At 44.9% G+C, this 23778-nt stretch carries 13 protein-coding genes, 16 tRNA genes and 3 rRNA genes; 28 read left to right on the top strand and 4 right to left on the bottom strand.

The annotated features are described in order from the left end of the window. Positions 1-39: 39 nt before the first annotated feature. Entirely contained in the window at positions 40-4512 is a 4473-nt protein-coding gene (locus tag RKD52_RS18625; protein WP_454100876.1) for a glutamate synthase-related protein, read from the bottom strand. A 313-nt stretch (positions 4513-4825) separates the two neighbouring features. After that, positions 4826-6121: a glutamate-1-semialdehyde 2,1-aminomutase gene (locus tag RKD52_RS18620; protein ID WP_454100875.1), complete on the bottom strand. Its 1296-nt coding sequence runs from the start codon at positions 6119-6121 to the stop codon at positions 4826-4828. A 116-nt stretch (positions 6122-6237) separates the two neighbouring features. On the opposite strand from RKD52_RS18620, the gene modA reads away from it, so the two are divergent. The 6 genes from modA to perR all read left to right on the top strand — a co-directional run bounded on the left by modA (position 6238) and on the right by perR (position 10514). After that, positions 6238-7008: a molybdate ABC transporter substrate-binding protein gene (gene modA, locus RKD52_RS18615; protein ID WP_454100874.1), complete on the top strand. Its 771-nt coding sequence runs from the start codon at positions 6238-6240 to the stop codon at positions 7006-7008. Beyond that, positions 6998-7660, top strand: coding sequence for a molybdate ABC transporter permease subunit (modB, locus tag RKD52_RS18610; RefSeq protein ID WP_454100873.1), 663 nt, complete (start codon positions 6998-7000; stop codon positions 7658-7660). Before modA ends, modB begins: the two co-directional genes overlap by 11 nt. Positions 7661-7739: 79 nt before the next feature. After that, positions 7740-8144, top strand: coding sequence for an ion channel (locus RKD52_RS18605; RefSeq protein WP_454100872.1), 405 nt, complete (start codon positions 7740-7742; stop codon positions 8142-8144). Positions 8145-8207: 63 nt separating this feature from the next. After that, positions 8208-8675 (top strand): thioredoxin-dependent thiol peroxidase, encoded by a 468-nt coding sequence (gene bcp / locus RKD52_RS18600; RefSeq protein WP_369735728.1) that lies wholly within the window; start codon positions 8208-8210, stop codon positions 8673-8675. A gap of 331 nt (positions 8676-9006) precedes the next feature. Next, on the top strand, positions 9007-9960 hold the full coding sequence (locus RKD52_RS18595) for a D-2-hydroxyacid dehydrogenase (protein ID WP_454100871.1): 954 nt from the start codon (positions 9007-9009) through the stop codon (positions 9958-9960). A 116-nt stretch (positions 9961-10076) separates the two neighbouring features. After that, positions 10077-10514, top strand: a complete 438-nt coding sequence (gene perR / locus RKD52_RS18590) for a peroxide-responsive transcriptional repressor PerR (protein WP_369735726.1) — start codon at positions 10077-10079, stop codon at positions 10512-10514. Positions 10515-10607: 93 nt separating this feature from the next. On the opposite strand, the gene RKD52_RS18585 is transcribed toward perR, so the two are convergent. Beyond that, positions 10608-10961 carry a YgzB family protein gene (locus RKD52_RS18585; RefSeq protein ID WP_029285999.1) on the bottom strand — a complete coding sequence of 118 codons (354 nt, stop codon included), beginning with the start codon at positions 10959-10961 and terminating at the stop codon, positions 10608-10610. Between the two features lie 101 nt (positions 10962-11062). After that, positions 11063-11647: a CGNR zinc finger domain-containing protein gene (locus tag RKD52_RS18580; protein ID WP_454100870.1), complete on the bottom strand. Its 585-nt coding sequence runs from the start codon at positions 11645-11647 to the stop codon at positions 11063-11065. 194 nt (positions 11648-11841) lie between these two features. Between RKD52_RS18580 and RKD52_RS18575 the strand changes: the two genes are divergently transcribed. The 22 genes from RKD52_RS18575 (at position 11842) to RKD52_RS18470 (ending at position 23421) form a co-directional block, all read left to right on the top strand. Further along, positions 11842-12699, top strand: a complete 858-nt coding sequence (locus RKD52_RS18575) for an alpha/beta fold hydrolase (protein ID WP_454100869.1) — start codon at positions 11842-11844, stop codon at positions 12697-12699. 471 nt (positions 12700-13170) lie between these two features. Continuing rightward, a complete protein-coding gene (locus RKD52_RS18570; RefSeq protein ID WP_454100868.1) occupies positions 13171-14043 on the top strand; it encodes a nucleotidyltransferase-like protein in 873 nt (290 codons plus the stop codon). Positions 14044-14287: 244 nt separating this feature from the next. Next, positions 14288-15825 (top strand): 16S ribosomal RNA (locus RKD52_RS18565). A gap of 203 nt (positions 15826-16028) precedes the next feature. After that, positions 16029-18959, top strand: a 23S ribosomal RNA gene (locus tag RKD52_RS18560). Positions 18960-19086: 127 nt separating this feature from the next. Next, a 5S ribosomal RNA gene (rrf, locus tag RKD52_RS18555) occupies positions 19087-19202 on the top strand. Together the 16S, 23S and 5S rRNA genes with 16 tRNA genes alongside form the textbook arrangement of a ribosomal RNA operon. Before the next feature lie 16 nt (positions 19203-19218). Then, a tRNA-Asn gene (locus RKD52_RS18550) sits at positions 19219-19293 on the top strand. Between the two features lie 4 nt (positions 19294-19297). After that, a tRNA-Ser gene (locus RKD52_RS18545) sits at positions 19298-19387 on the top strand. A gap of 9 nt (positions 19388-19396) precedes the next feature. After that, a tRNA-Glu gene (locus tag RKD52_RS18540) sits at positions 19397-19471 on the top strand. 15 nt (positions 19472-19486) lie between these two features. Next, a tRNA-Val gene (locus tag RKD52_RS18535) sits at positions 19487-19562 on the top strand. Positions 19563-19643: 81 nt separating this feature from the next. Then, a tRNA-Met gene (locus RKD52_RS18530) sits at positions 19644-19720 on the top strand. Between the two features lie 3 nt (positions 19721-19723). Next, positions 19724-19799: transfer RNA gene (locus RKD52_RS18525), tRNA-Asp, on the top strand. Positions 19800-19809: 10 nt separating this feature from the next. Further along, positions 19810-19885, top strand: a tRNA-Phe gene (locus tag RKD52_RS18520). Between the two features lie 13 nt (positions 19886-19898). Continuing rightward, positions 19899-19974 (top strand) — tRNA-Thr (locus tag RKD52_RS18515). A 9-nt stretch (positions 19975-19983) separates the two neighbouring features. After that, positions 19984-20068: transfer RNA gene (locus RKD52_RS18510), tRNA-Tyr, on the top strand. Positions 20069-20085: 17 nt separating this feature from the next. Next, a tRNA-Trp gene (locus RKD52_RS18505) sits at positions 20086-20159 on the top strand. Positions 20160-20186: 27 nt separating this feature from the next. Continuing rightward, positions 20187-20259, top strand: a tRNA-His gene (locus RKD52_RS18500). Between the two features lie 33 nt (positions 20260-20292). Beyond that, a tRNA-Gln gene (locus tag RKD52_RS18495) sits at positions 20293-20367 on the top strand. Positions 20368-20425: 58 nt separating this feature from the next. Next, positions 20426-20500 (top strand) — tRNA-Gly (locus RKD52_RS18490). 9 nt (positions 20501-20509) lie between these two features. Next, positions 20510-20583: transfer RNA gene (locus tag RKD52_RS18485), tRNA-Cys, on the top strand. A gap of 21 nt (positions 20584-20604) precedes the next feature. Beyond that, positions 20605-20690, top strand: a tRNA-Leu gene (locus tag RKD52_RS18480). Positions 20691-20724: 34 nt separating this feature from the next. Then, positions 20725-20805: transfer RNA gene (locus tag RKD52_RS18475), tRNA-Leu, on the top strand. A gap of 276 nt (positions 20806-21081) precedes the next feature. Further along, positions 21082-23421: an AAA family ATPase gene (locus RKD52_RS18470; protein ID WP_454100867.1), complete on the top strand. Its 2340-nt coding sequence runs from the start codon at positions 21082-21084 to the stop codon at positions 23419-23421. The last annotated feature ends 357 nt before the right edge of the window (positions 23422-23778 follow it).

Raw genomic sequence — 23778 nt, 5'->3', positions numbered from 1 at the left:
AACACCCGCATAGCAGGTGTTATTTTTAATGTGCCGCAATCACTCAGTCGATACAGATGGATCGGCCTGTTCTTTAACTGGAACAAGCTGAATGAAGTGATCTCCGACTGCGTTCAGAAGCGGCTTCAGTTCATTTGCTTCATCACGCTGTCCGTGTTTTTCAAGTGATTCGATGTAAGTTGTCAGAAGCTCTGTTACATCGTTTTTGCCTTTTGCATTCAGAGATGAGATCTCGATTTTGGCGCCTTTGGCAACACGGCGCTCTAGCGCCTGTTTTGTTAAGCCGAGTTGGGGCTGGTGTCTGACGTACACGACGCCGCCGGTCATGCCTGCACAGATCCATGGTCCAGGATCGCCGAGGACAAGTCCGCGTCCGTTCGTCATATATTCAAATGCAAATCCTTTTATGTTGGCATTTACCCCGATATTGCCATTTTCCTCTGCAGGGATTGGCTTTGTGATTTTCCCCCCGATGATCATGTCGGCACCTGATAAGCGGATGCCTGCACGTGCATCTGCATTCCCCTGAACGAGAAGGAGGCCGCTCTGTGCGCCGTAACCGAAGCCTTTTCCAACAGAACCGTTGTAGTAGTTTCCGTCTGCTCCTTTTGATTTGAAGACCTGAATCGTACCGCCAAAGGACGTTTTACCCGTGCCGTCCTGGGCGCCGCCTTCTACGCGGATATTGATGCCGCTTGAGTTGTAGGCGCCAAGTCCGTTGCCCGGAATAGAACCTTCTTTGTAGTGCAGCTCAATGTCATCAAGTTTGCGGTATGAACCGTCAAGACGTCCGCGGACCCTGTGACAGGAAACGCGGCTGCCGAGAATGCGCTGCTCGGATGTAACGCTTGAAAATTCTCTTGAGCTGTGAAGTTCGCTTTCATCATAGTCAAGGTACTCTGCTCCTGCAGCAACGGCAAGACGCTTGCTTTCAAGACTTGCTGCCACTTCTTTATGTGAGATGTTCTGAATTTCAAGGGTCTCAAGAAGAAGGGACAGGTCCATTTCATCCTTGCCTCGGGTTTGTTCAAGAAGATCAGAACGTCCGACAAGGTCTTGAAGATTTGTAAAGCCAAGGGAAGCAGTCAATGTCTGAAGCTCTGAACCGAACGCGCTGAACAGGTTCACGAGTCCTTCTACAGACGGGTCGTACTTTCTTGGAACAAATCGGCGGAGACCGTGCTCTTTCGCCTGTGCTTCAGATTCAATCTGTGTCGCAATACCAACATGGCATGTATCCAAATGACAGCCGCGGCATGTTGTACAGCCGATGGCAATCATCGAAAGGGTACCGAAGCCGACGCGGTTGGCGCCAAGCAGCATGACCTTCATGACGTCCATCGCACTCTTGATGCCGCCGTCTGCCCAAAGCTCCACTTTTTCACGGAGACCGGCTTCAAGCAGGGCGTTGTGCGCCGCCTTTACCCCGATCTCAACAGGAAGACCGACGTGCTGAAGGGCATGAATACGCGCAGCACCTGTTCCGCCGTCAAAACCGCTGAGTGTAATGATGTCAGCGCCGGCTTTTGCGATTCCCACTGCGATTGTTCCGATGTTTGGAACAACAGGAACCTTTACAGAAACCTTAGCCTGATCGTTGGCTGTTTTCAGCTCTGAAATCATCTGCGCCAAATCTTCAATCGAATAGATGTCATGGTTATTTGACGGAGAAATCAGGTCAGAACCGATTGTAGCATTCCGTGATTCAGCGATTTTTGCTGTTACTTTTGAACCTGGAAGATGTCCGCCTTCACCAGGCTTTGCACCCTGGCCAATCTTGATTTCAAGCAGGTTTGATGAGTTCAGAAGCTCGGCATTTACGCCAAATCGTCCTGACGCAATCTGTTGGCCGCGGGTACGCGGGTATTTCCCGAGCATATCCTTAATCTCGCCGCCTTCACCGTTTAAGCTCACCATGTTCAGCTGTTCTGCCGCTTCTGCATATGCGCGGAACGCGACTTCATTTTGCGAACCAAATGACATGGAGGCAATGACAAACGGAAGGCTGTGATCGCCGACGCCAATATTGACTTTATCTTGAGGGACAGAAGACTTTCCTTTTTTCAGATCAGTCAGATGGCGGATTGTAATCGGATTGCTTTCTTCCTGCTCTGTCAGCTTTTCGCGGTAGCCTTCATAATCTCCGGATTTCGCGACATCGCCGATTGCTTTCCAGATACGAGGGAAGATGTGGAACGTTTTGCTCGGACGTGCTTTTTCATTTTCAAAATCACTGCTTCGTTCAATCGCATCTTCCTTCATGCTTTCAAAATTGAATTTCAAAGAAGGAGAGCCAAGGAAGTTAACGATGTTCAGTTCTTTTTCAATTTCTTCATTTAAGCCGATAGCGGAGAAGAGTCTTCCGTATCCGCGCAGCTCATGAATTCCAATCGTCGATATGACTTTTTCAAGGCCTTTATTTAATGACTCATACAAATTGACCGCAGGCTTCGCTGAGTCTTCTTCAGCAACCGTGGCAAACAAAATATACGGGCTGATCAGGTTTGCTCCTAATCCATAAGCCACCATAATGTCATGCAGAGATCTGACCGCACCTGTGCGGAGAAGGATCGAACAGTTTCTGCGCAGGCTTTCCTTTACTAAGGCCTGATCAATGACAGATGTGACCAAATGCGGATCAATCCAGAGCTTGCCGTTCTGATGTGCTTCTCTGTCATCGAGGACAAGCAGGACAGCGCCGTCATTAACGGCATGAATGGCTTCAAGCTTCAGGCGGTTAAGAGCGTCTTTAAGAGTTTCCTCTTCTGTGAAAACCGCTGAAAGGACGTGAAGCTGCTTTTCTTTTGAAAAATAGTCTATCACTTCTTCATAAGGCAGCTGATCAATCTGCTCAGAAGCCATAATGCCGAGCTTGCCTTCAAGCAGAAGCGGTGACGGCAGTTCAATCATCGCCGTTTTATCATGCTGCTCTGTCAGCGAAGGACGTTTGCCGACAACCGATCGGATTGAAAAGTGCTCGGATTCGCGGTCACGGTCAATCGCCGGATTCGTAACAACCGCAACACTTTCTTTAATGAAGTCTGCGATGTTTTTCCGGTCCGGATGGATGGCTGCAAGCGGTCCGTCGTGTCCAAGCGAGCGGATCGGCTCAGCGCCTTTTTCAGCCATTTGCTCAAGCAGCTGGATATGCTCGCGGTCCCAGCCGAAAGCAGCATAATGTCCGTTGTGGACTTTGAAAATAGGCGAAGCAGAGCATTTGCCTTTGCTGACAGGGTGCAGAAGCCGTTCTCTGTAGCCGTCCACTTCAAGTCTGCTTGAGAATCGTTTGTAGACTTCTTCCTGAAGGGATGGATATTCAAACAGCTCCATCTCGTCTTCCTTCCACTTAAGGCCAAGTTTCTCGCCCGGTCCAAGCGGCTTTGGTTCGCCCGCATAAAGGGAGTTCGGAATGATCCCCGGCTCTGATGCGAAAATATAGGAAGAAACAGATTCCACTTTCCAGAGCGGTCTGAGGCCGAGTGCGTCGACACTGAAGACAGCTTCATCGGCAAATCTTGAAATAATGCCGGCAGGTCCCTGTGCAAAGTGGCCCCACGCCTCGCGGATATACGTATACAAATCCTTCAAGTGATCAGGATATGCTTTGATTTCATTAATAATAGGAGGGAACAGAACGTCAAGTGCTTCAAACAGGCTGTATCCTTCTCGTGCAACAAGCGTTTCAATCGTTCTGTTCAGATCCTGGGAATCACTGCCTCCGTCTGTAAGCGGGACATCCATGATCCTTGCTTCATCGCGAAGCTTGGCAATGGTATTGATTTCTCCGTTGTGGCCAAGCAGGCTGAATGGCTGCACGCGAAAAAAAGTGGAAAGCGTATTCGTAGAATACCTGTTATGGCCAAGAGTCATCGTTGACGCTGCAAGCGGGTTTGCAAGGTCATGATAGAACTTCGGAAGAACATCTCCTGCTCCCATTACTTTGTAGACGGCTGCATGCTGGCTGAGCGATGCCACATGCACATGATGATTTTTCTCGATTTGTATCGTCAGCTCAAATAGATCCTTATTCAGGGAATCAGAATTTCCAGCAGGAATCACGGCAAATTGCCAAAAGAGAGGTTCTTCTTGTAAAGCGATGGGTCCAAGTGCAGATGAAGTTGTTACTTTGTCCGTTTCAAATAGAAGTTCGAAGTTTTTATCAGAAAGAAGCTGCCTGATTTCTTTTTTAAGTGTATCCGGGTTTTCGTTTTTGGATAGAAACAGGTGGCCGACAATGAAATCTCCGCGCTCGGCAAGCGCCGGGTCAAGGCCTGCATTCTCAAGCTTTTCCTTCCAAAGAGCTCTTGGAATGTCGATATGGATGCCGACTCCGTCACCTTCGCCATTGATGAAACCTGCACGATGGTTCATCGTCACGAGGGCATCAATACAGAGGTCAATATTTTCTTTTGTCGGGACTTTCCGTTTCTCAATGACTGACACGATGCCGCAAGCGTCATGCTCTGCGTTGTGAAAGTCCTTAAACTTACTTGGGCTCCAGTTTTCTCTCATAAAAGCGGCTTGAAAGGGGAATTCGTTTCCCGCTTATAGCCTTCACCTCCCGGGTAAAATATGAATCTATCATGTAAAAACATAGATTTCTTTGTGAGATTTAATAACAAAATTTTCAGAAATGTAATACTAATCATATCATTTAGATTATGAAAATTCAATTATTTATGCATTTTTTTGGTGGAGGCATACATGCCAGAAAAGTTTAAATATTCATACAAAAGGCTGAATGGCTTATTTGTAAACGTTTTCAAACATATGCGAAAAAAGAAAAAAACAGGGAGTAAATTCCCTGTTTGAATAATTTGTATATTTATACAGTCTTTAATTGTTTGAATGACCGCTCCACTGCTGCGAGTGTCTGTGCGATGTCTTCTTCCGTGTGAGCTGTAGTGAGGAACCATGCTTCATATTTGGACGGAGCAAGGTTGATGCCTTCATGAAGCATCAGCTTAAAGAACCTGGCGAACATTTCGCCGTCCGTTTTTTCAGCCTGCTCATAGTTCACTACTTTCTCAGTCGTGAAGTAAATGGTGAGGGCTCCTTTTAAGCGGTTCATCGTAATCGGAATGCCGTGGGTTTCTGCATGCTTCCGGATGCCCTCTTCAAGCATCTGACCAAGCTTGTCCAGCTTTTCATAGACGCCTTCTTCCTTCAGAACTTCAAGGCAGGCAATGCCGGACAGAATGGAAGCAGGGTTTCCGGCCATGGTTCCCGCCTGATAAGCAGGTCCGAGCGGGGCAACCTGTTCCATGATCTCTTTTTTGCCTCCGTATGCACCGATTGGAAGACCTCCGCCGATGATTTTGCCGAGGGCAGTAAGGTCAGGGGTGATGCCGAGCAGATCCTGCGCTCCTCCGTACATAAAGCGGAATGCTGTAATGACTTCATCATAGATGACGAGTGCTCCTGCATCGTGTGTCAGGTCGTTCACTGCTTGAAGGAATCCAGGCAGCGGCTCGACAATCCCGAAATTGCCGACGATCGGCTCAACAAGCACAGCTGCGATTTGATCTCCCCATTTATCAAGCGCTTCTTTAAAAGGTTCGATATCATTAAACGGCACCGTGATGACTTCATTGGCAATGCTTTTCGGCACGCCTGCCGAATCGGGGGTGCCAAGGGTGGAAGGACCGGATCCTGCTGCCACGAGCACAAGGTCGGAATGTCCGTGATAGCAGCCTGCGAATTTAATGATTTTGTCGCGTCCCGTATAAGCGCGGGCTACACGGATGGTCGTCATGACCGCTTCTGTACCTGAGTTGACAAAGCGTACCTTATCCATGCCCGGCATGGCTTCTTTCAGCATCTTGGCAAATTTCACTTCATGCGGAGTTGGGGTCCCGTAAAGTACGCCGTCTTCTGCCGCTTTTTGAATGGCTTTTGTAATATGCGGATGGGCATGTCCTGTGATGATCGGGCCGTACGCAGCAAGATAATCGATGTATTTGTTGCCGTCCACATCCCAGAAATAAGCTCCGTTCGCTCTCTCCATCACAACCGGTGAACCTCCGCCAACCGCTTTATAGGAGCGGGAAGGGCTGTTCACCCCGCCGACAATATGTTCTAATGCTTCGGAATGAAGCTGTTCAGATTTTGTGAAATTCATAGAATCCTCCTGAAAAATAAGTCTGCTGTCTATTCTAGCACGTTTAAATAAGATGAAAAACGTCACATGAGACTAGTATAATAGAAATGATGAACCTATGAAAAGGATGGGCACCTGTGCGCAGAAACTATCTCTTACTCTTACTATGTCTTGTGCTTGCCGCCTGCGGGGGACAGGCATCACCCGAAAAGAAAACCGTGCTGCTTATTTCGGCTGCAGCAAGCCTGAAGGAATCTCTTCAGGAGGTAAAAATACAGTTTGAAAAGGAAAATCCTTCTATTGAAGTGCGAATAAACTTCGGCTCAACCGGTTCCCTTCAGAAGCAGGTCGAACAGGGTGCTCCCGCAGATCTGCTGATTTCGGCTTCGAAACCATTTTTCACGGAACTGAGCAAAAAAGGATACATAAGCGCCTCTCATCAAATGGACTATCTGGGGAATGAACTTGTTATGGTTACAGCCGGCGGCGGCCTGCAGTTTAAGGACTTGCCCGAGGCAAGGAAAATATCAATCGGCATTCCTGAAACTGTGCCTGCGGGAGCTTATGCAAAAGAAGCACTTGAATATCACGGTATATGGAATATGGTGGAAGCGAAAACCGTCTTTGCAAAGGACGTCAGGCAGGTTCTTTCATATGTAGAGACAGGAAACGTCGATGCTGGAATTGTCTACAGGACAGATGCCCTGCAGTCCAAAAAAGTGAAGCAGGAAAGCATCGATCCTGATTCTTATGGGGACATTGTCTATCCGGCAGGTGTTCTGGAGAGAACGAAGCATCCGAAAGAAGCAGAAGCCTTTTATGATTTTTTAAAAACAGACAGGGCAAAGCAGGTATTTAAAAAGTACGGATTTGCTGTTTTGCCTGCAGGTGACGAACATGTGGACTGATGCAAGCGGACCGGTTCTGCTGTCCATCCAGGTTGCGGTGATTTCAACTATCTTTGTGGCTGCATTCGGGATTATCGCAGGCAGGCTGATGGCGAGAGCCTCATTTAAAGGCAAGACGCTCCTTGAAACCGTCCTGATGCTTCCTCTTGTTCTTCCGCCTACGGTTGTCGGCTTTTTGCTGATTGTCGTATTCGGTGTGAACAGTCCGGCAGGGAGGCTGATCGAGCAGGTCATGGGATCTCCTGTTATTTTTACCCGTTGGGCCGCTGTCATCGCTGCAGGAGTGGTATCTTTTCCTCTTATGTATCAGGCGGCAAAGCTTGGTTTTCAGATGGTGGACAGGGAAATTGAGGATGCATCCAGGGTGGACGGGGCAGGAGGGATGCAGACGTTTCTCCACATTACGCTGCCTCTTGCCGTTCCGTCTCTCATAACGGGAGTGGTGCTTTCTTTTACAAGAGCCCTGGGGGAATTCGGGGCAAGTCTGATGTTTGCGGGCAATATCCCCGGTCAGACCCAGACGGCGGCAACGGCTATTTATATTGCCATGGACTCAGGTGATATGAACCTTGCCTGGCTTTTAACGGGAATCCTGATCTTGCTGTCTTTCAGCCTGTTGTTTTTCGTCCAGATGCTCAAGAGACAGCCGTAATTTTCAGACAGGCCGAATAAACAAAGCCTTCCTGTATATATTGTATCATTACCTGTTTTGGACATGGGGTGCTGCATACATGGGAGGGCTTTTTGCGGTAGCTGTAACGCTGTGCCTGCTGATGAGCTTCAACATTTTCATCCGGACATTTTCGAGAAGGAATTTTCTCTCCATTGACACCCTGCTGATCGTGATCTTTCTGTATCTTTCCATATTGATTGGTTTCAGTATGATGTACCTGATCCTTGACGCTAGCGGCTTTGTGGTGCTGGTGGACAATGGGGTGATATTGGAAGGGACGTACCTTGAGCGGCTGCATACATGCTTATATTTCAGTGCGGTGACGCTGTTTTCCCTGGGATACGGGGATGTTGTGCCCATCGGGTTCGGCCGCCTGCTTGCCGTGCTTGAGGCGCTGATCGGCTATGTGCTTCCGGCGGTGTTTGTAGCAAGAACCGTATGGGGCATGGATAAAGTGTCATAAGTTGTATCCTGCCGCTGAATTGGGTAATCTTTTAGTAAACCTATTTTAGCGGAGGATGATACGATGACAATCGAAGCCGGCCAAATGGCTCCTGATTTTGAACTGACAGCAGATACTGGGGAAAAAGTGAAGCTGTCTGACTTCAGAGGGAAAAACGTTGTGCTTTATTTTTATCCGAAAGATATGACGCCGGGCTGTACGACTCAGGCCTGTGATTTCAGGGATCAGCATAAAAGCTTTGAAGAACTGGATGCCGTCATTCTCGGCGTAAGCACGGATCCTCAAAACCGTCACGAAAAATTCAAAGAAAAATACGACCTTCCGTTTCTCCTTCTTGTTGATGAAGAACATGAGGCAGCAGAAAAATTCGGAGTGTGGAAGCTTAAGAAAAACTTCGGCAAAGAATACATGGGAATCGAACGCTCTACTTTCATCATTAACAAAGACGGCGAAATCGCCAAAGAATGGAGAAAAGTGAAAGTAAAAGGACATGTAGAAGAAGCGCTGCAGTATATAAAAGAAAATATGTGAACATGAGGCAAACGTCCAGACAGAACCATTCATCTGTGAGTATGCTGTATGGAAGGCATAACCTCCTCATTCGTTAGCGCATTGTACGTGCAGGAATTCAGATTCCTGCACGCTTTTTATATGTTAAAGAAATTATAATGGATAAAAGGATGTGGATAAAATAACAAAGTTATTCTCGTCCAGCTCCAGCGCCTAGATCCTCTGTCAGAACAAATCCGTCAAAAAAGTCAAACCCGGACTTTTCCGCCGGATTCTTATCTGCCTTTCGGATCTGACCAAGGCGCTTCCGCTTTTGTTCTTTGGTAAACTAACAAAAAAAGGGGGAGAAACAATGAACGTATTTTCTACAGTAAAATTGCCAGTACATATGAAAGAAGACCTATTAAAAGGATTTCCAGAAGCGGAGTTCAGCTTTGACAACAAAATAGATGAAGCTGGAGATGAACTGCACAATGCCGAAGTGATTTTAACCTACGGGGAGGATTTGACGGCTGAAATCATTGAAGAGGCGTCGTCCCTGAAATGGATCATGGTCGCATCTGCCGGAATGGACAGGATGCCGTTTGAAGCATTGCGTGAAAAAAAAATTCTTGTAACAAATGCTAAAGGTGTACATAAGATCCCGATGGCTGAATATACACTATCAATGATGCTGCAAATCTCAAGAGACGCCGCTAAGCTTTCTGAAAATCAGCAAAAACGGAAGTGGGACCGGAGAGTCGTGATGAATGAAATTTACGGCAAGACCATTTTTGTTCTGGGAGCGGGAGCAATAGGCACGGAAATAGCGAGGCTTGCTAAGGCTTTTGGCATGACAGCAGTAGGAATGAACCGCTCCGGGAAGCCGGTGGACTACTTTGATGAGATTCTGACATTTGAGGAGATGCACCGGGGTCTTCAGGAAGCGGATTTTGCTGTTTCGGTCCTTCCGAGCACAAAAGAGACAAGGCATATCCTGAACCTGGGTGCTTTCAGGCAGATGAAGAAGGAGGCGGTTTTCATCAACATTGGGCGCGGGGATGCCGTTGTGGAAGAGGATTTGATCACAGCCCTTAATGAAGGTTCCCTGCAGCATGCTGTACTGGATGTGTTTGAAGAAGAGCCGCTTAGAGAAGATCATCCGTTCTGGGAAATGGAGAAGGTGACGGTTACGCCTCATTTGTCAGGCATTACAAAGAACTACCTTCCAAGAGCAATGGAGATTTTCAAGCGGAATTTAAGGAACTACCTGGACGTTGACCCATCATCGTTTGAAAACCCGGTCGATTTAGAGAAGGAATACTAAGCCATCTTTTAAAGGAATTCCCGGGGCATCTGATTGACAAAAGTCCCAGACACACTGTACACTAATTATAAATATTATAAAGTAAGAATGTTTTTCAGAAAAGAGGTGCATAGCGGATGTCAGACCATCAGTTAAAAGAAGCCCTTGACACGCTGAAGCAGACTGGAGTAAGAATCACACCCCAGCGGCATGCCATTTTAGAATATCTTATCCAATCAATGACTCACCCTACGGCAGATGATATCTATAAATCCCTCGAAAGCAAATTTCCGAACATGAGCGTTGCGACTGTCTATAACAACCTTCGTGTCTTCAGGGAAGTTGGCCTTGTGAAGGAGCTTACCTACGGAGATGCCTCTAGCAGATTTGATTTCGTTACAACAGAGCACTACCACGTAATCTGCGAAAAATGCGGCAAGATCGTAGATTTTCATTATCCGGGACTGGACGAGGTAGAACACCTTGCTTCTCACGTGACAGGCTTTAAAGTCAGCCACCACCGTATGGAAATATACGGCGTGTGCGGAACCTGCGAAAAGAAAGAAACCCATTAATCGTACTGAATGCTGCAAGCGGCATTCAGTTTTTTCTTTATATACGAATAAAAGCGGAGGGCTGTCGCTCTCCGCTTTTGTGTGTAAAGCTTTTTATTCTACTGTCTTCCGGTTGTATTTTTCGTCAAAGTCTTTGCCTTCAAGGTTCGGATCAAGTGTCAGCGGCTCATTGCAGTACATGCACATATCCACTCTTCCAAGAATCTTCGTGGTCTTCCCGCAGGACGGGCAAGTGACCTGGACGGCTTTAGTGGAAAGCATGCCGATCCAGAAATACACAACCGTGCTTCCTACTATTGATAATAATCCGAGCATCATGAAGATGGTCATAATGATCGGAGATGTTCTAAAGAAGATGCCGATATACATAATGAAAAAGCCAATAAAGATGAGACTGAGCGCGAACGTGCGGATTTTATTAATCTTGCTTGAATATTTCAGTGCCATTATTCCGACCTCCTAATTACCAATATAGCACAAATGTAAGGGATTTCGGACAACTTATCGGAAGTCTCTTTATGTTTTAAAGCGTCAATCATAAAAGGCTTCTAGGATTTCTTTTTCTTCGAATAAAATCCGGCTGCTTTTTTGCGGTTTCCGCACAACTCCATACTACACCAACGTCTCTTTCCTGCTTTAGATGTATCGACGAAATAGAGTTTGCATTCTTCATGATTACACTTCCGAATACGCCCGAGAGAGGTGTTTTCAAAAGTATTCATCATTGAATCAATAATGTTGTACATTACGTGATCTTCAACTGTTTCCCCTTCGAGTGTCATCTTCAATTTTTCACTTTCTGAATGAATGGTTAGGCTGACTTGAAGCTTTTCGACAGCTTTTTTTATTCTATTGGTTGTATTAAGGGAAATCTCTCCTCTTTGGTCGATCTCAGACAATATGGTGTTACAAAGAGTACGGATTGACTGAAGTTCAACAATTAAAGAATCCAGTAATTCCTTTTTTTCTATAGCTAATACATCAGACTCACGCAATAGATTATTTTCCTTCATCCATTGAAGCGCACTTGATGCATTAGCTAAGATGTCAATCTCTTGTTTATTAGAGATGTAAGTTGTATTGACAAGGTTTATCCATAAAGCCCCACCTAAAGTGATTATTGATTTATCCATTATATTTTCACCTCAATATAATTATAACCACTAAAAATAATTTGACAAGTTATAAAGTGTGATGTAATTTAAGTTATAACTTCTAAAATTATTTTTAGTGGTTACATATTCGGATTTCAAAGTTCGTCAATAGTTTGAACTAAATTCGATTGGCCTTTTTAGGAGTTAAAAATACTAATTTATGAGGTGGTAATATGTTGGTGAATCACAAAACTATTAGTATCAAGGGCGTAGATATCTTCTATCGAGAAGCTGGTCAAAAGGAAAATCCAACAATTTTGCTGCTTCATGGTTTTCCTTCCTCTTCGCATATGTATAGAAATTTAATACCGGAATTAATGGAGGAATTTCATGTTGTGGCACCAGATTATCCGGGTTTTGGGAATAGCGATCAGCCAGAAATAAATGAATTCGAATACACATTTAGTAACTATGCCCTTCTCATTAATGAGTTTGTCGAGCAATTAAACTTAGAGAAATTTAGTATTTACGTACATGATTATGGTGCTCCAGTAGGGTTCAGGCTGGCATGCGAACACCCTGAGCGTATTCAGGCCATAGTAACCCAAAACGGAAATGCTTATGAGGAGGGTTTAATGTCAGCTTGGGATCCTGTGCGCACATACTGGGAAAATCCTAATAAGGACAATGAGAATAACATTAGATTCCTTTTATCTGCAGACTTTACAAAATTTCAATATACAAACGGTACTCGTAACCCTGAACATATTAGTCCGGACGCTTGGAATATGGATCAGTTTGTTTTGGATCGTCCCGGAAATGACGAGATACAGCTTGCTTTGCAATACGACTATAGAAACAACGTAAAACAGTATTCAAACTGGCATGAATTCTTCAGAACATACCAGCCGCCTACACTCGCTATATGGGGTAAAAATGACATGTTTTTCGGCCCTGAAGGAGCTTTGGCATTTCAGAGGGATCTTGATGATTGTGAAGTGCATTTATTGAATACTGGCCATTTCCCATTAGAAGAAGATTTAAAAACAAGCGCTAGTTTAATTAAACAGTTCCTGCAAGCCCGTCTTTAATGACAAAAGAGTGGGAACAATTCATTTCACACTTAGCTAAAGTTATTGAAAAAGAAATTTAAAAACAAAAGGAGCCTTGCAAACCAATTTGATTTGCAAGACTCCTTTTGTTTGTGAAGAGTCTTATGATATTTAAGTACATTTTTTAACAAAGCAGAAAAAGCTTATCTCCCAATTTAGGAAGATTAAGCTTTTTCTTACGCAACATCTAAGCACATCAGCGTAATTAGAGTAGCGGGAGTCTCAAATTGATGAAGACTTTGTTTTTGTTTTTTCTGCCAGACTAGTAATCGTGGCGCTGCCAAGGTCACCCATATTGGATTTGAAACACCATTTGGATGAGAAAATATCAGAAAACGATAGATTCTCTTTCTTCCTTCCCTTATAATTTTGAAGTGCTGAATGCAAAAGGAGTTTTTTCGCCTTTGTAGAATTGTGATATATAGTCATAAATATAATGGGGGAATACCAATGGAAAATCTTCTCCGTCCTATTTATCAAGAAAGAGCGAGCCATCCGGATACGCTTGCAATCGTCATGATTGAAAAAAGAAACCAGACATCACCGCTTACTGATAATTTGGATGTCGCGCTGCTTGTCATCGTAAAAGAAGCGAAGCAGCCTGTTTTTATTAAACACTATGAATTTGACGGACAAAAGGCTTCTCTTACGATTGTTTCAGATAAGCAGGTGCAGGAGTGGATCCTGCTTGGAACAAACCGCAGAATGGTCGACTGGATCCTGAACGGAAAAGTGTTATTTGACCGCAATGAATATTTAGGCGAGCTTGTAGACCGCCTGAAAGTATTCCCGTTCTCAGAGCGCAGGCTGAAAATCGGCCTTGAATACGGCAAGCTGATCAGAAGATACCTTGAAGGAAAAGTCTTCTTCGAATCAAGGCAGTTTCTTGATGCCTACAATCATATCGTCCATGCTCTTCATCATCTTGCAAGACTTGAAGTCATCGACCGCGGATTTTATCCTGAAGTAACGGTATGGAACCAGGTCCGTCAAATGGAGCCGCAGGTGTACAAGCTCTACAAAGAACTCGTTGAAAGTGAAGAATCTCTTGAAAAAAGACTTGAGCTGCTGTTTTTGGCGAGTGATTTTCTGATCCATTCCAAGTCTGAAATCGGAGCGGGGCATCTTCTTGGCATTCTTTCAGAGAAAGATGTATGGCAGTATGCCGATCTGATGGAGCATCCGGAAGCGCGGTATTATTCCGTTGATTTAAGTGTTCTGCTTGAGTTTCTTGTTGATAAAGAATTCGTTGAAGTCGTGAAGATTGAAACGAAGGGACAAAGAATTTTCCATCGCGGATATTCTGTTACAAAAAAGTATTGACTTTGATATTTTACGGTGATATATTAATAAGCGTCGCTGCTGAAGCAAGTTCACTTTTGACGGCGCAGACAGCGACTTCTCATTAAAAAACTTCTTAAAAAAGTTGTTGACACTGAGTTAACGAAATGATATATTAAGAAGGTCGCTCCAAGAGCGAAAATGATCTTTGAAAACTAAACAAAACCAAAAGCGTACCAAATGTTTTAAATTTTTTAAGTCAGCAACATTTATGAGTCACAAATTTTCTTCGGAGAGTTTGATCCTGGCTCAGGACGAACGCTGGCGGCGTGCCTAATACATGCAAGTCGAGCGGATCTCTTCGGAGATCAGCGGCGGACGGGTGAGTAACACGTGGGCAACCTGCCTGTAAGACTGGGATAACTCCGGGAAACCGGAGCTAATACCGGATACTATGTCAAACCGCATGGTTTGACATTCAAAGACGGTTTCGGCTGTCACTTACAGATGGGCCCGCGGCGCATTAGCTAGTTGGTGAGGTAATGGCTCACCAAGGCAACGATGCGTAGCCGACCTGAGAGGGTGATCGGCCACACTGGGACTGAGACACGGCCCAGACTCCTACGGGAGGCAGCAGTAGGGAATCTTCCGCAATGGACGAAAGTCTGACGGAGCAACGCCGCGTGAGTGATGAAGGTTTTCGGATCGTAAAACTCTGTTGTCAGGGAAGAACAAGTGCCGGAGTAACTGCCGGCGCCTTGACGGTACCTGACCAGAAAGCCACGGCTAACTACGTGCCAGCAGCCGCGGTAATACGTAGGTGGCAAGCGTTGTCCGGAATTATTGGGCGTAAAGCGCGCGCAGGCGGTTTCTTAAGTCTGATGTGAAAGCCCCCGGCTCAACCGGGGAGGGTCATTGGAAACTGGGAAACTTGAGTGCAGAAGAGGAGAGTGGAATTCCACGTGTAGCGGTGAAATGCGTAGAGATGTGGAGGAACACCAGTGGCGAAGGCGACTCTCTGGTCTGTAACTGACGCTGAGGCGCGAAAGCGTGGGGAGCGAACAGGATTAGATACCCTGGTAGTCCACGCCGTAAACGATGAGTGCTAAGTGTTAGAGGGTTTCCGCCCTTTAGTGCTGCAGCTAACGCATTAAGCACTCCGCCTGGGGAGTACGGTCGCAAGACTGAAACTCAAAGGAATTGACGGGGGCCCGCACAAGCGGTGGAGCATGTGGTTTAATTCGAAGCAACGCGAAGAACCTTACCAGGTCTTGACATCCTTTGCCACTTCTAGAGATAGAAGGTTCCCCTTCGGGGGACAAAGTGACAGGTGGTGCATGGTTGTCGTCAGCTCGTGTCGTGAGATGTTGGGTTAAGTCCCGCAACGAGCGCAACCCTTGATCTTAGTTGCCAGCATTCAGTTGGGCACTCTAAGGTGACTGCCGGTGACAAACCGGAGGAAGGTGGGGATGACGTCAAATCATCATGCCCCTTATGACCTGGGCTACACACGTGCTACAATGGATGGTACAAAGGGCTGCGAGACCGCGAGGTTTAGCCAATCCCATAAAACCATTCTCAGTTCGGATTGCAGGCTGCAACTCGCCTGCATGAAGCTGGAATCGCTAGTAATCGCGGATCAGCATGCCGCGGTGAATACGTTCCCGGGCCTTGTACACACCGCCCGTCACACCACGAGAGTTTGCAACACCCGAAGTCGGTGGGGTAACCGTAAGGAGCCAGCCGCCTAAGGTGGGGTAGATGATTGGGGTGAAGTCGTAACAAGGTAGCCGTATCGGAAGGTGCGGCTGGATCACCTCCTTTCTAAGGATATGAGGTCGCTTTTGGTTTTTGTTTAGTTTTGAGAGATCATTCTCTCTATATGAAAGAAGGCAATCATTCATGATCTGCCGGTTGTTCTTTGAAAACTGGATAACGTAATTGATAACAAGTAATTCACTGAGATTTACGCTTACCATAGTGATTTTCTTAGACTTTACAGTCTAAACAAACGATTGACCAATTTTGGTTAAGTTATGAAGGGCGCACGGTGGATGCCTTGGCACTAGGAGCCGATGAAGGACGGGACTAACACCGATATGCTTTGGGGAGCTGTAAGTAAGCTTTGATCCAGAGATTTCCGAATGGGGAAACCCACTGTTCGTAATGGAACAGTATCTTTACCTGAATACATAGGGTACTGAAGGCAGACCCGGGGAACTGAAACATCTAAGTACCCGGAGGAAGAGAAAGCAAATGCGATTTCCCAAGTAGCGGCGAGCGAAACGGAATCAGCCCAAACCAAGAGGCTTGCCTCTTGGGGTTGTAGGACACTCTATACGGAGTTACAAAGGAACGGGGTAGATGAAGCGGCCTGGAAAGGCCTGTCATAGAAGGTAAAAACCCTGTAGTCGAAACTTCGTTCCCTCCAGAGTGGATCCTGAGTACGGCGGGACACGTGAAATCCCGTCGGAATCCGGGAGGACCATCTCCCAAGGCTAAATACTACCTAGTGACCGATAGTGAACCAGTACCGTGAGGGAAAGGTGAAAAGCACCCCGGAAGGGGAGTGAAAAGATCCTGAAACCGTGTGCTTACAAGTAGTCAGAGCCCGTTAACGGGTGATGGCGTGCCTTTTGTAGAATGAACCGGCGAGTTACGATCCCGTGCAAGGTTAAGTTGATGAGACGGAGCCGCAGCGAAAGCGAGTCTGAATAGGGCGAATTAGTACGTGGTCGTAGACCCGAAACCAGGTGATCTACCCATGTCCAGGGTGAAGTTCAGGTAACACTGAATGGAGGCCCGAACCCACGCACGTTGAAAAGTGCGGGGATGAGGTGTGGGTAGCGGAGAAATTCCAATCGAACTTGGAGATAGCTGGTTCTCTCCGAAATAGCTTTAGGGCTAGCCTCGAGTATGAGAGTCTTGGAGGTAGAGCACTGATTGGACTAGGGGCCCTCATCGGGTTACCGAATTCAGTCAAACTCCGAATGCCAAAGACTTGCTCCTCGGGAGTCAGACTGCGAGTGATAAGATCCGTAGTCAAGAGGGAAACAGCCCAGACCGCCAGCTAAGGTCCCAAAGTATACGTTAAGTGGAAAAGGATGTGGAGTTGCTTAGACAACCAGGATGTTGGCTTAGAAGCAGCCACCATTTAAAGAGTGCGTAATAGCTCACTGGTCGAGTGACTCTGCGCCGAAAATGTACCGGGGCTAAACGTATCACCGAAGCTGCGGACTGTTCTTACGAACAGTGGTAGGAGAGCGTTCTAAGGGCGTCGAAGCCAGACCGGAAGGACTGGTGGAGCGCTTAGAAGTGAGAATGCCGGTATGAGTAGCGAAAGAGGGGTGAGAATCCCCTCCACCGAATGCCTAAGGTTTCCTGAGGAAGGCTCGTCCGCTCAGGGTTAGTCGGGACCTAAGCCGAGGCCGAAAGGCGTAGGCGATGGACAACAGGTTGATATTCCTGTACCACCTCCTCACCATTTGAGCAATGGGGGGACGCAGGAGGATAGGGCAAGCGCGCTGCTGGATATGCGCGTCCAAGCAGTTAGGCCGGGAAGTAGGCAAATCCGCTTCCCATATAAGGCTGAGCTGTGATGGCGAGGGAAATTTAGTACCGAAGTTCCTGATTCCACACTGCCAAGAAAAGCCTCTAGCGAGGTGAGAGGTGCCCGTACCGCAAACCGACACAGGTAGGCGAGGAGAGAATCCTAAGGTGAGCGAGAGAACTCTCGTTAAGGAACTCGGCAAAATGACCCCGTAACTTCGGGAGAAGGGGTGCTTTTTAGGGTGAATAGCCCTGAAAAGCCGCAGTGAATAGGCCCAGGCGACTGTTTAGCAAAAACACAGGTCTCTGCGAAGCCGCAAGGCGAAGTATAGGGGCTGACGCCTGCCCGGTGCTGGAAGGTTAAGGGGAGAGGTTAGCGCAAGCGAAGCTTTGAACCGAAGCCCCAGTAAACGGCGGCCGTAACTATAACGGTCCTAAGGTAGCGAAATTCCTTGTCGGGTAAGTTCCGACCCGCACGAAAGGCGTAACGATCTGGGCACTGTCTCAACGAGAGACTCGGTGAAATTATAGTACCTGTGAAGATGCAGGTTACCCGCGACAGGACGGAAAGACCCCGTGGAGCTTTACTGCAGCCTGATATTGAATTTTGGTACAGCTTGTACAGGATAGGTAGGAGCCTTGGAAACCGGAGCGCCAGCTTCGGTGGAGGCATTGGTGGGATACTACCCTTGCTGTATTGAAATTCTAACCCGCAGCCCTTACCGGGCTGGGAGACAGTGTCAGGCGGGCAGTTTGACTGGGGCGGTCGCCTCCTAAAATGTAACGGAGGCGCCCAAAGGTTCCCTCAGAATGGTTGGAAATCATTCGCAGAGTGTAAAGGCACAAGGGAGCTTGACTGCGAGACCTACAAGTCGAGCAGGGACGAAAGTCGGGCTTAGTGATCCGGTGGTTCCGCATGGAAGGGCCATCGCTCAACGGATAAAAGCTACCCCGGGGATAACAGGCTTATCTCCCCCAAGAGTCCACATCGACGGGGAGGTTTGGCACCTCGATGTCGGCTCATCGCATCCTGGGGCTGTAGTCGGTCCCAAGGGTTGGGCTGTTCGCCCATTAAAGCGGTACGCGAGCTGGGTTCAGAACGTCGTGAGACAGTTCGGTCCCTATCCGTCGTGGGCGCAGGAAATTTGAGAGGAGCTGTCCTTAGTACGAGAGGACCGGGATGGACGCACCGCTGGTGTACCAGTTGTCTTGCCAAAGGCATCGCTGGGTAGCTATGTGCGGAAGGGATAAGTGCTGAAAGCATCTAAGCATGAAGCCCCCCTCAAGATGAGATTTCCCATCACATTTGTGAGTAAGAACCCTGAAAGATGATCAGGTTGATAGGTCTGAGGTGGAAGCGCGGTGACGTGTGGAGCTGACAGATACTAATCGTTCGAGGACTTAACCACAGTCTAACTAAGCGTGAATTGCACGTGAATCTTGTTATCAAACGTTATTCAGTTTTGAAAGAATAACTTCTTTCAAAAAAAGCTTGAAATCTTCGGATTTCATAGTATAATAATTTTTGTCACTATGTCTGGTGATGATGGCAAAGAGGTCACACCCGTTCCCATGCCGAACACGGAAGTTAAGCTCTTTAGCGCCGATGGTAGTTGGGGGTTTCCCCCTGTGAGAGTAGGACGTTGCCAGGCTGGTGAAAATTATTATTCCGCAGTAGCTCAGTGGTAGAGCTATCGGCTGTTAACCGATCGGTCGTAGGTTCGAGTCCTACCTGCGGAGCCATTTTGGAGAGCTGTCCGAGTGGCCGAAGGAGCACGATTGGAAATCGTGTAGGCGGTAACCCGTCTCAAGGGTTCGAATCCCTTGCTCTCCGCCACAACTTTATGGCCCGTTGGTCAAGCGGTTAAGACACCGCCCTTTCACGGCGGTAACACGGGTTCGAATCCCGTACGGGTCACCAACATATTTTCGCTGCGGAGGATTAGCTCAGCTGGGAGAGCATCTGCCTTACAAGCAGAGGGTCGGCGGTTCGAGCCCGTCATCCTCCACCATGAAAATTTAAAGCAGCAGCGTAACGGTCAAGCAGGTTTAACACCAACTTATCGGGACGAAAAAGATTACCTTATTATTATCGCGGGGTGGAGCAGTCTGGTAGCTCGTCGGGCTCATAACCCGAAGGTCGCAGGTTCAAATCCTGTCCCCGCAACCAAATGGTCCCGTGGTGTAGCGGTTAACATGCCTGCCTGTCACGCAGGAGATCGCCGGTTCGATCCCGGTCGGGACCGCCATTTTTATAAAGGCTTGGTAGCTCAGTCGGTAGAGCAAAGGACTGAAAATCCTTGTGTCGGCGGTTCGATTCCGTCCCAAGCCACCATTTACACTTATATGCCGGTGTAGCTCAATTGGTAGAGCAACTGACTTGTAATCAGTAGGTTGGGGGTTCAAGTCCTCTTGCCGGCACCACTGAAATGTGGAGGGGTAGCGAAGTGGCTAAACGCGGCGGACTGTAAATCCGCTCCCTCAGGGTTCGGCGGTTCGAATCCGTCCCCCTCCACCATTTTTAAAAAAGAATACAGGGGTATAGTTTAAAGGTAGAACAGAGGTCTCCAAAACCTCCGGTGTGGGTTCGAGTCCTACTACCCCTGCCAATTTAATTAATCTTATATAGTATAATGGCGGCTGTGGCGAAGTGGTTAACGCACCAGATTGTGGCTCTGGCATTCGTGGGTTCGATTCCCATCAGTCGCCCCTTTTTACTTAATAGGGTTTTTATTTTTGTTTTGGGCTATAGCCAAGCGGTAAGGCAACGGACTTTGACTCCGTCATGCGCTGGTTCGAATCCAGCTAGCCCAGCCATTTTCACTTTAACAGTCATCTTTGTGCACCAGCTGCATAAGATACAATTACAGCGAGTGCGGAAGTAGTTCAGTGGTAGAACACCACCTTGCCAAGGTGGGGGTCGCGGGTTCGAATCCCGTCTTCCGCTCCAGAATCTTAAGGCGGCATAGCCAAGTGGTAAGGCAGAGGTCTGCAAAACCTTTATCCCCGGTTCAAATCCGGGTGTCGCCTCCAATTTTTATGAACTCACCCTTAGCCGGGGTGGCGGAACTGGCAGACGCACAGGACTTAAAATCCTGCGGTAGGTGACTACCGTACCGGTTCGATTCCGGTCCTCGGCATCAACCAGTATCCAGTTCGAAAAATGATCAATTTGCCGGTGTGGCGGAATTGGCAGACGCGCACGACTCAAAATCGTGTTCCTCTGGAGTGTCGGTTCGACCCCGACCACCGGTATCTAAAAAACATTGAATTTAAAGGCTTTCTAACTATATGTTAGGAAGTCTTTTTTTGTTATTTTAAAAGGGTTAAATTTTCTAATTTGCACGAGAAAGTTCGTGTGAAATTGCTAGGAAAAGTAACGTATTAACAATTTCGAATATAAATTAGGTGCTTAATTTCCCCAAGTTGTCGTTTACAATAGAATATATATTTTAAATGAAAGTATAGTCTTGAGTAATCCAATTAATGGTAGACTAAGGTTAGAATTAAGTTCGTATGAGGGGGATTTATTTGATTAAAAAGATTATTAAAATCAGAGGTGTTGGAAGATATAGCAATTTTAGTGCCAGTGATATGAAAATAAACTCTTTCTTTGAAAAGTTAAACGTTATCTATGCTAATAATGGAAGTGGCAAAACCACTCTAACAGCTATCTTAAAGTCCTTAGAAACAGGTAAACCCAAAGTTATAACTAGTAGAAAAACAATTGGTTTTAATGAAGATCAGGAAGTTAAATTACTATCAGAAGTAGAGCATGTATTCAAAAAAAATAAATGGAATAGAAGAATGCCTACCATTGAAATTTTTGATACTTTTTTTATTAATAATAATATATATTCAGGTTTTGAAACCTCTATATCGCACAAAAAAAACTTGCACCAATTTGTAATTGGAGAATCGGGAGTTCAATTAGCAGAAGAAATAAAAGTAATAAAAAATGATATTACAAAACACAAGGAACAGTTACAGAGTTTAGAATTAAAAATAGTTAAGCATATAAAGATTCATACCATTAAAGAATTTTTAAAATTAAAACCAGATATTCATATTGATAAGAAAATAGATATAAAAAAGAAAGAACTCGAAATCTCGATGAAACAAAAAGATATACAAGCAATTAATAAGTTTGGGTTAGTTCCTGAATTGAATTTTCCTTTTGATATTACAAATATTAAATATGTTCTGGAGAAAAATCTGATTAATATTGACCAAGAATATATAGAAACTGTGAAGAGTCATATTAAAAAACTCCAAAATAAAGGGATAGAAAATCCTGAAAAATGGATTGGAGAAGGATTTGAATCAATAAATCTAGATAATGAAAAAAGTTGTCCTTTTTGTACTCAGAGTATAGAAAATTCAGGTCAGTTACTTATATCTTATGAGCAATTCTTTAACGATGAATACAATCGTTTGAAAGCTTCATGTGAAAAGCTTTCAAACGAATTAAAGGAATATAACCTCTCACTTGAAATAGAAAGAATTAAATCATTTTATTCAAGAAACAAAGCACTAGTTGAGTTTTGGAACCCTCTTTTAAAAAGTAATGTTGCTACTACAATAGATTTTGAGACGAAAATTGAGGATTTATATAATGTTGTTTTAGAAGATGTAAATGAAAAACTTAAAAATCCTATATGCCGCGTAAATACGGAGAATCTAGAATCTTTAAAAGAAGAACTAGATAAAATAAACTATTTTATTGAATTTATTAACAATCAGTTTAATCTAAGCAATATCGATATCGATATGCTAAAGAAACAAACTGCAGATTTAAATACTATTGAAAATGAGTTAGACCGTTTAACAGAATGCCAAAAAAGATACAAAGAACCTGTCCTCACTTACTGTAATAACTATTTAGAAAAGGAAAAAAAATTAAAGCTATATAATAAAGAAAATAAGGAAAAACAACAGCAATTAAACAATTACACGAAACAAACCTTTGAACTTTACGGTAGAAAGATTAATGAGTATTTAAGATTATTCTCTACAAAATTTGAAATCAAGGATCTTAAAAGTGTAATCGTTGGACGGAGTAAAGATCCATCTGTTAATTATGTACTAACATTAAATGGTAAAGAAATTTCATTTGAAGAAACTTCTGAAAAAATACATGCCTCAAAAGCATTAAGTGATGGAGATAGAAGCACTCTTGCTTTGGCCTTTTTCTTAGCTAAACTAGAACTTGATGAAAATATACATGAAAAAATAATAATATTTGATGATCCTTTGTCTAGTTTTGATAGAACTAGGAGAAACAAAACTATAAATATACTTATTAATCAAAGCGAAAAAGCGAAGCAAACCTTTATATTAAGTCATAATGATTCTTTTGTATTTAAGTTATATGAAAAGGCAAGTCCAAAAATGTTAACGATTACCTATGATGGAAAGCTTGATGATCTGGATCATGAGGATATGGATGACTTTATGGAACATCAATATTTTAAAAGATTACGGATATTAGAATCATTTTGTAAAGATGGTACTTTAAGACATAGTGTTGATGAACTTAGAGGTTCAGTGAGAATTGTACTTGAGGATAGTATTAAGTTTAGATATAGGAAGTATTTGAAAGGTGTTTACGTTGATAGCAACGGGAAGAAAATAGGACCATTAAGTAATAAAGAAGGTTTAGGAAGCATGATAAACTTACTAAATGCTTCTGAATGTAATTTCAAAGTTGATAAACATATCGTCATTTCAGAACTTAGAGAGTTAAATGATTTTTCCATACCGCCTCATCATGGGAGTATTGAATCAGCTCATCGAGAAGAAAGTTTATCAATAGATGAATTGCATACTTATCTGAATCAAACTTTAACACTAATCTATGAAAAACTTTAATGAAAGCTTTTTGGAAGTCATAAGAAAGTACATCATAGAAATCAATTTTGTTGATAATATAGGCTAAAGCGTGACAAAATAATTTCTACATCAGCAAATGTTGGCTTTGAAAAAAAGCTATCTTTACGGTAGATAAATTAAGGAGGATAGATTCCTCTAAGAATTTACCGTTATAATCGTTTGAACTAATTATGAAGAAAGTTATCTATAAGCAAATTTAATCTTCGTTTCTCCTATAAAAGTAGTATCACTACCATATGAAATTTTAATAACGTGGGTCGAAGGCGCTAAAATGGGATTAAAATTGAATCATCTATACTTAGCAGAGGACGGGCGAAATGCTCGTCTTTTCTATTT

It is taken from the genome of Metabacillus sp. SLBN-84 (assembly GCF_053629595.1).
Note: the sequence above shows the minus strand (reverse complement) of the source record. Positions and strands in the feature narration are given on the sequence as shown.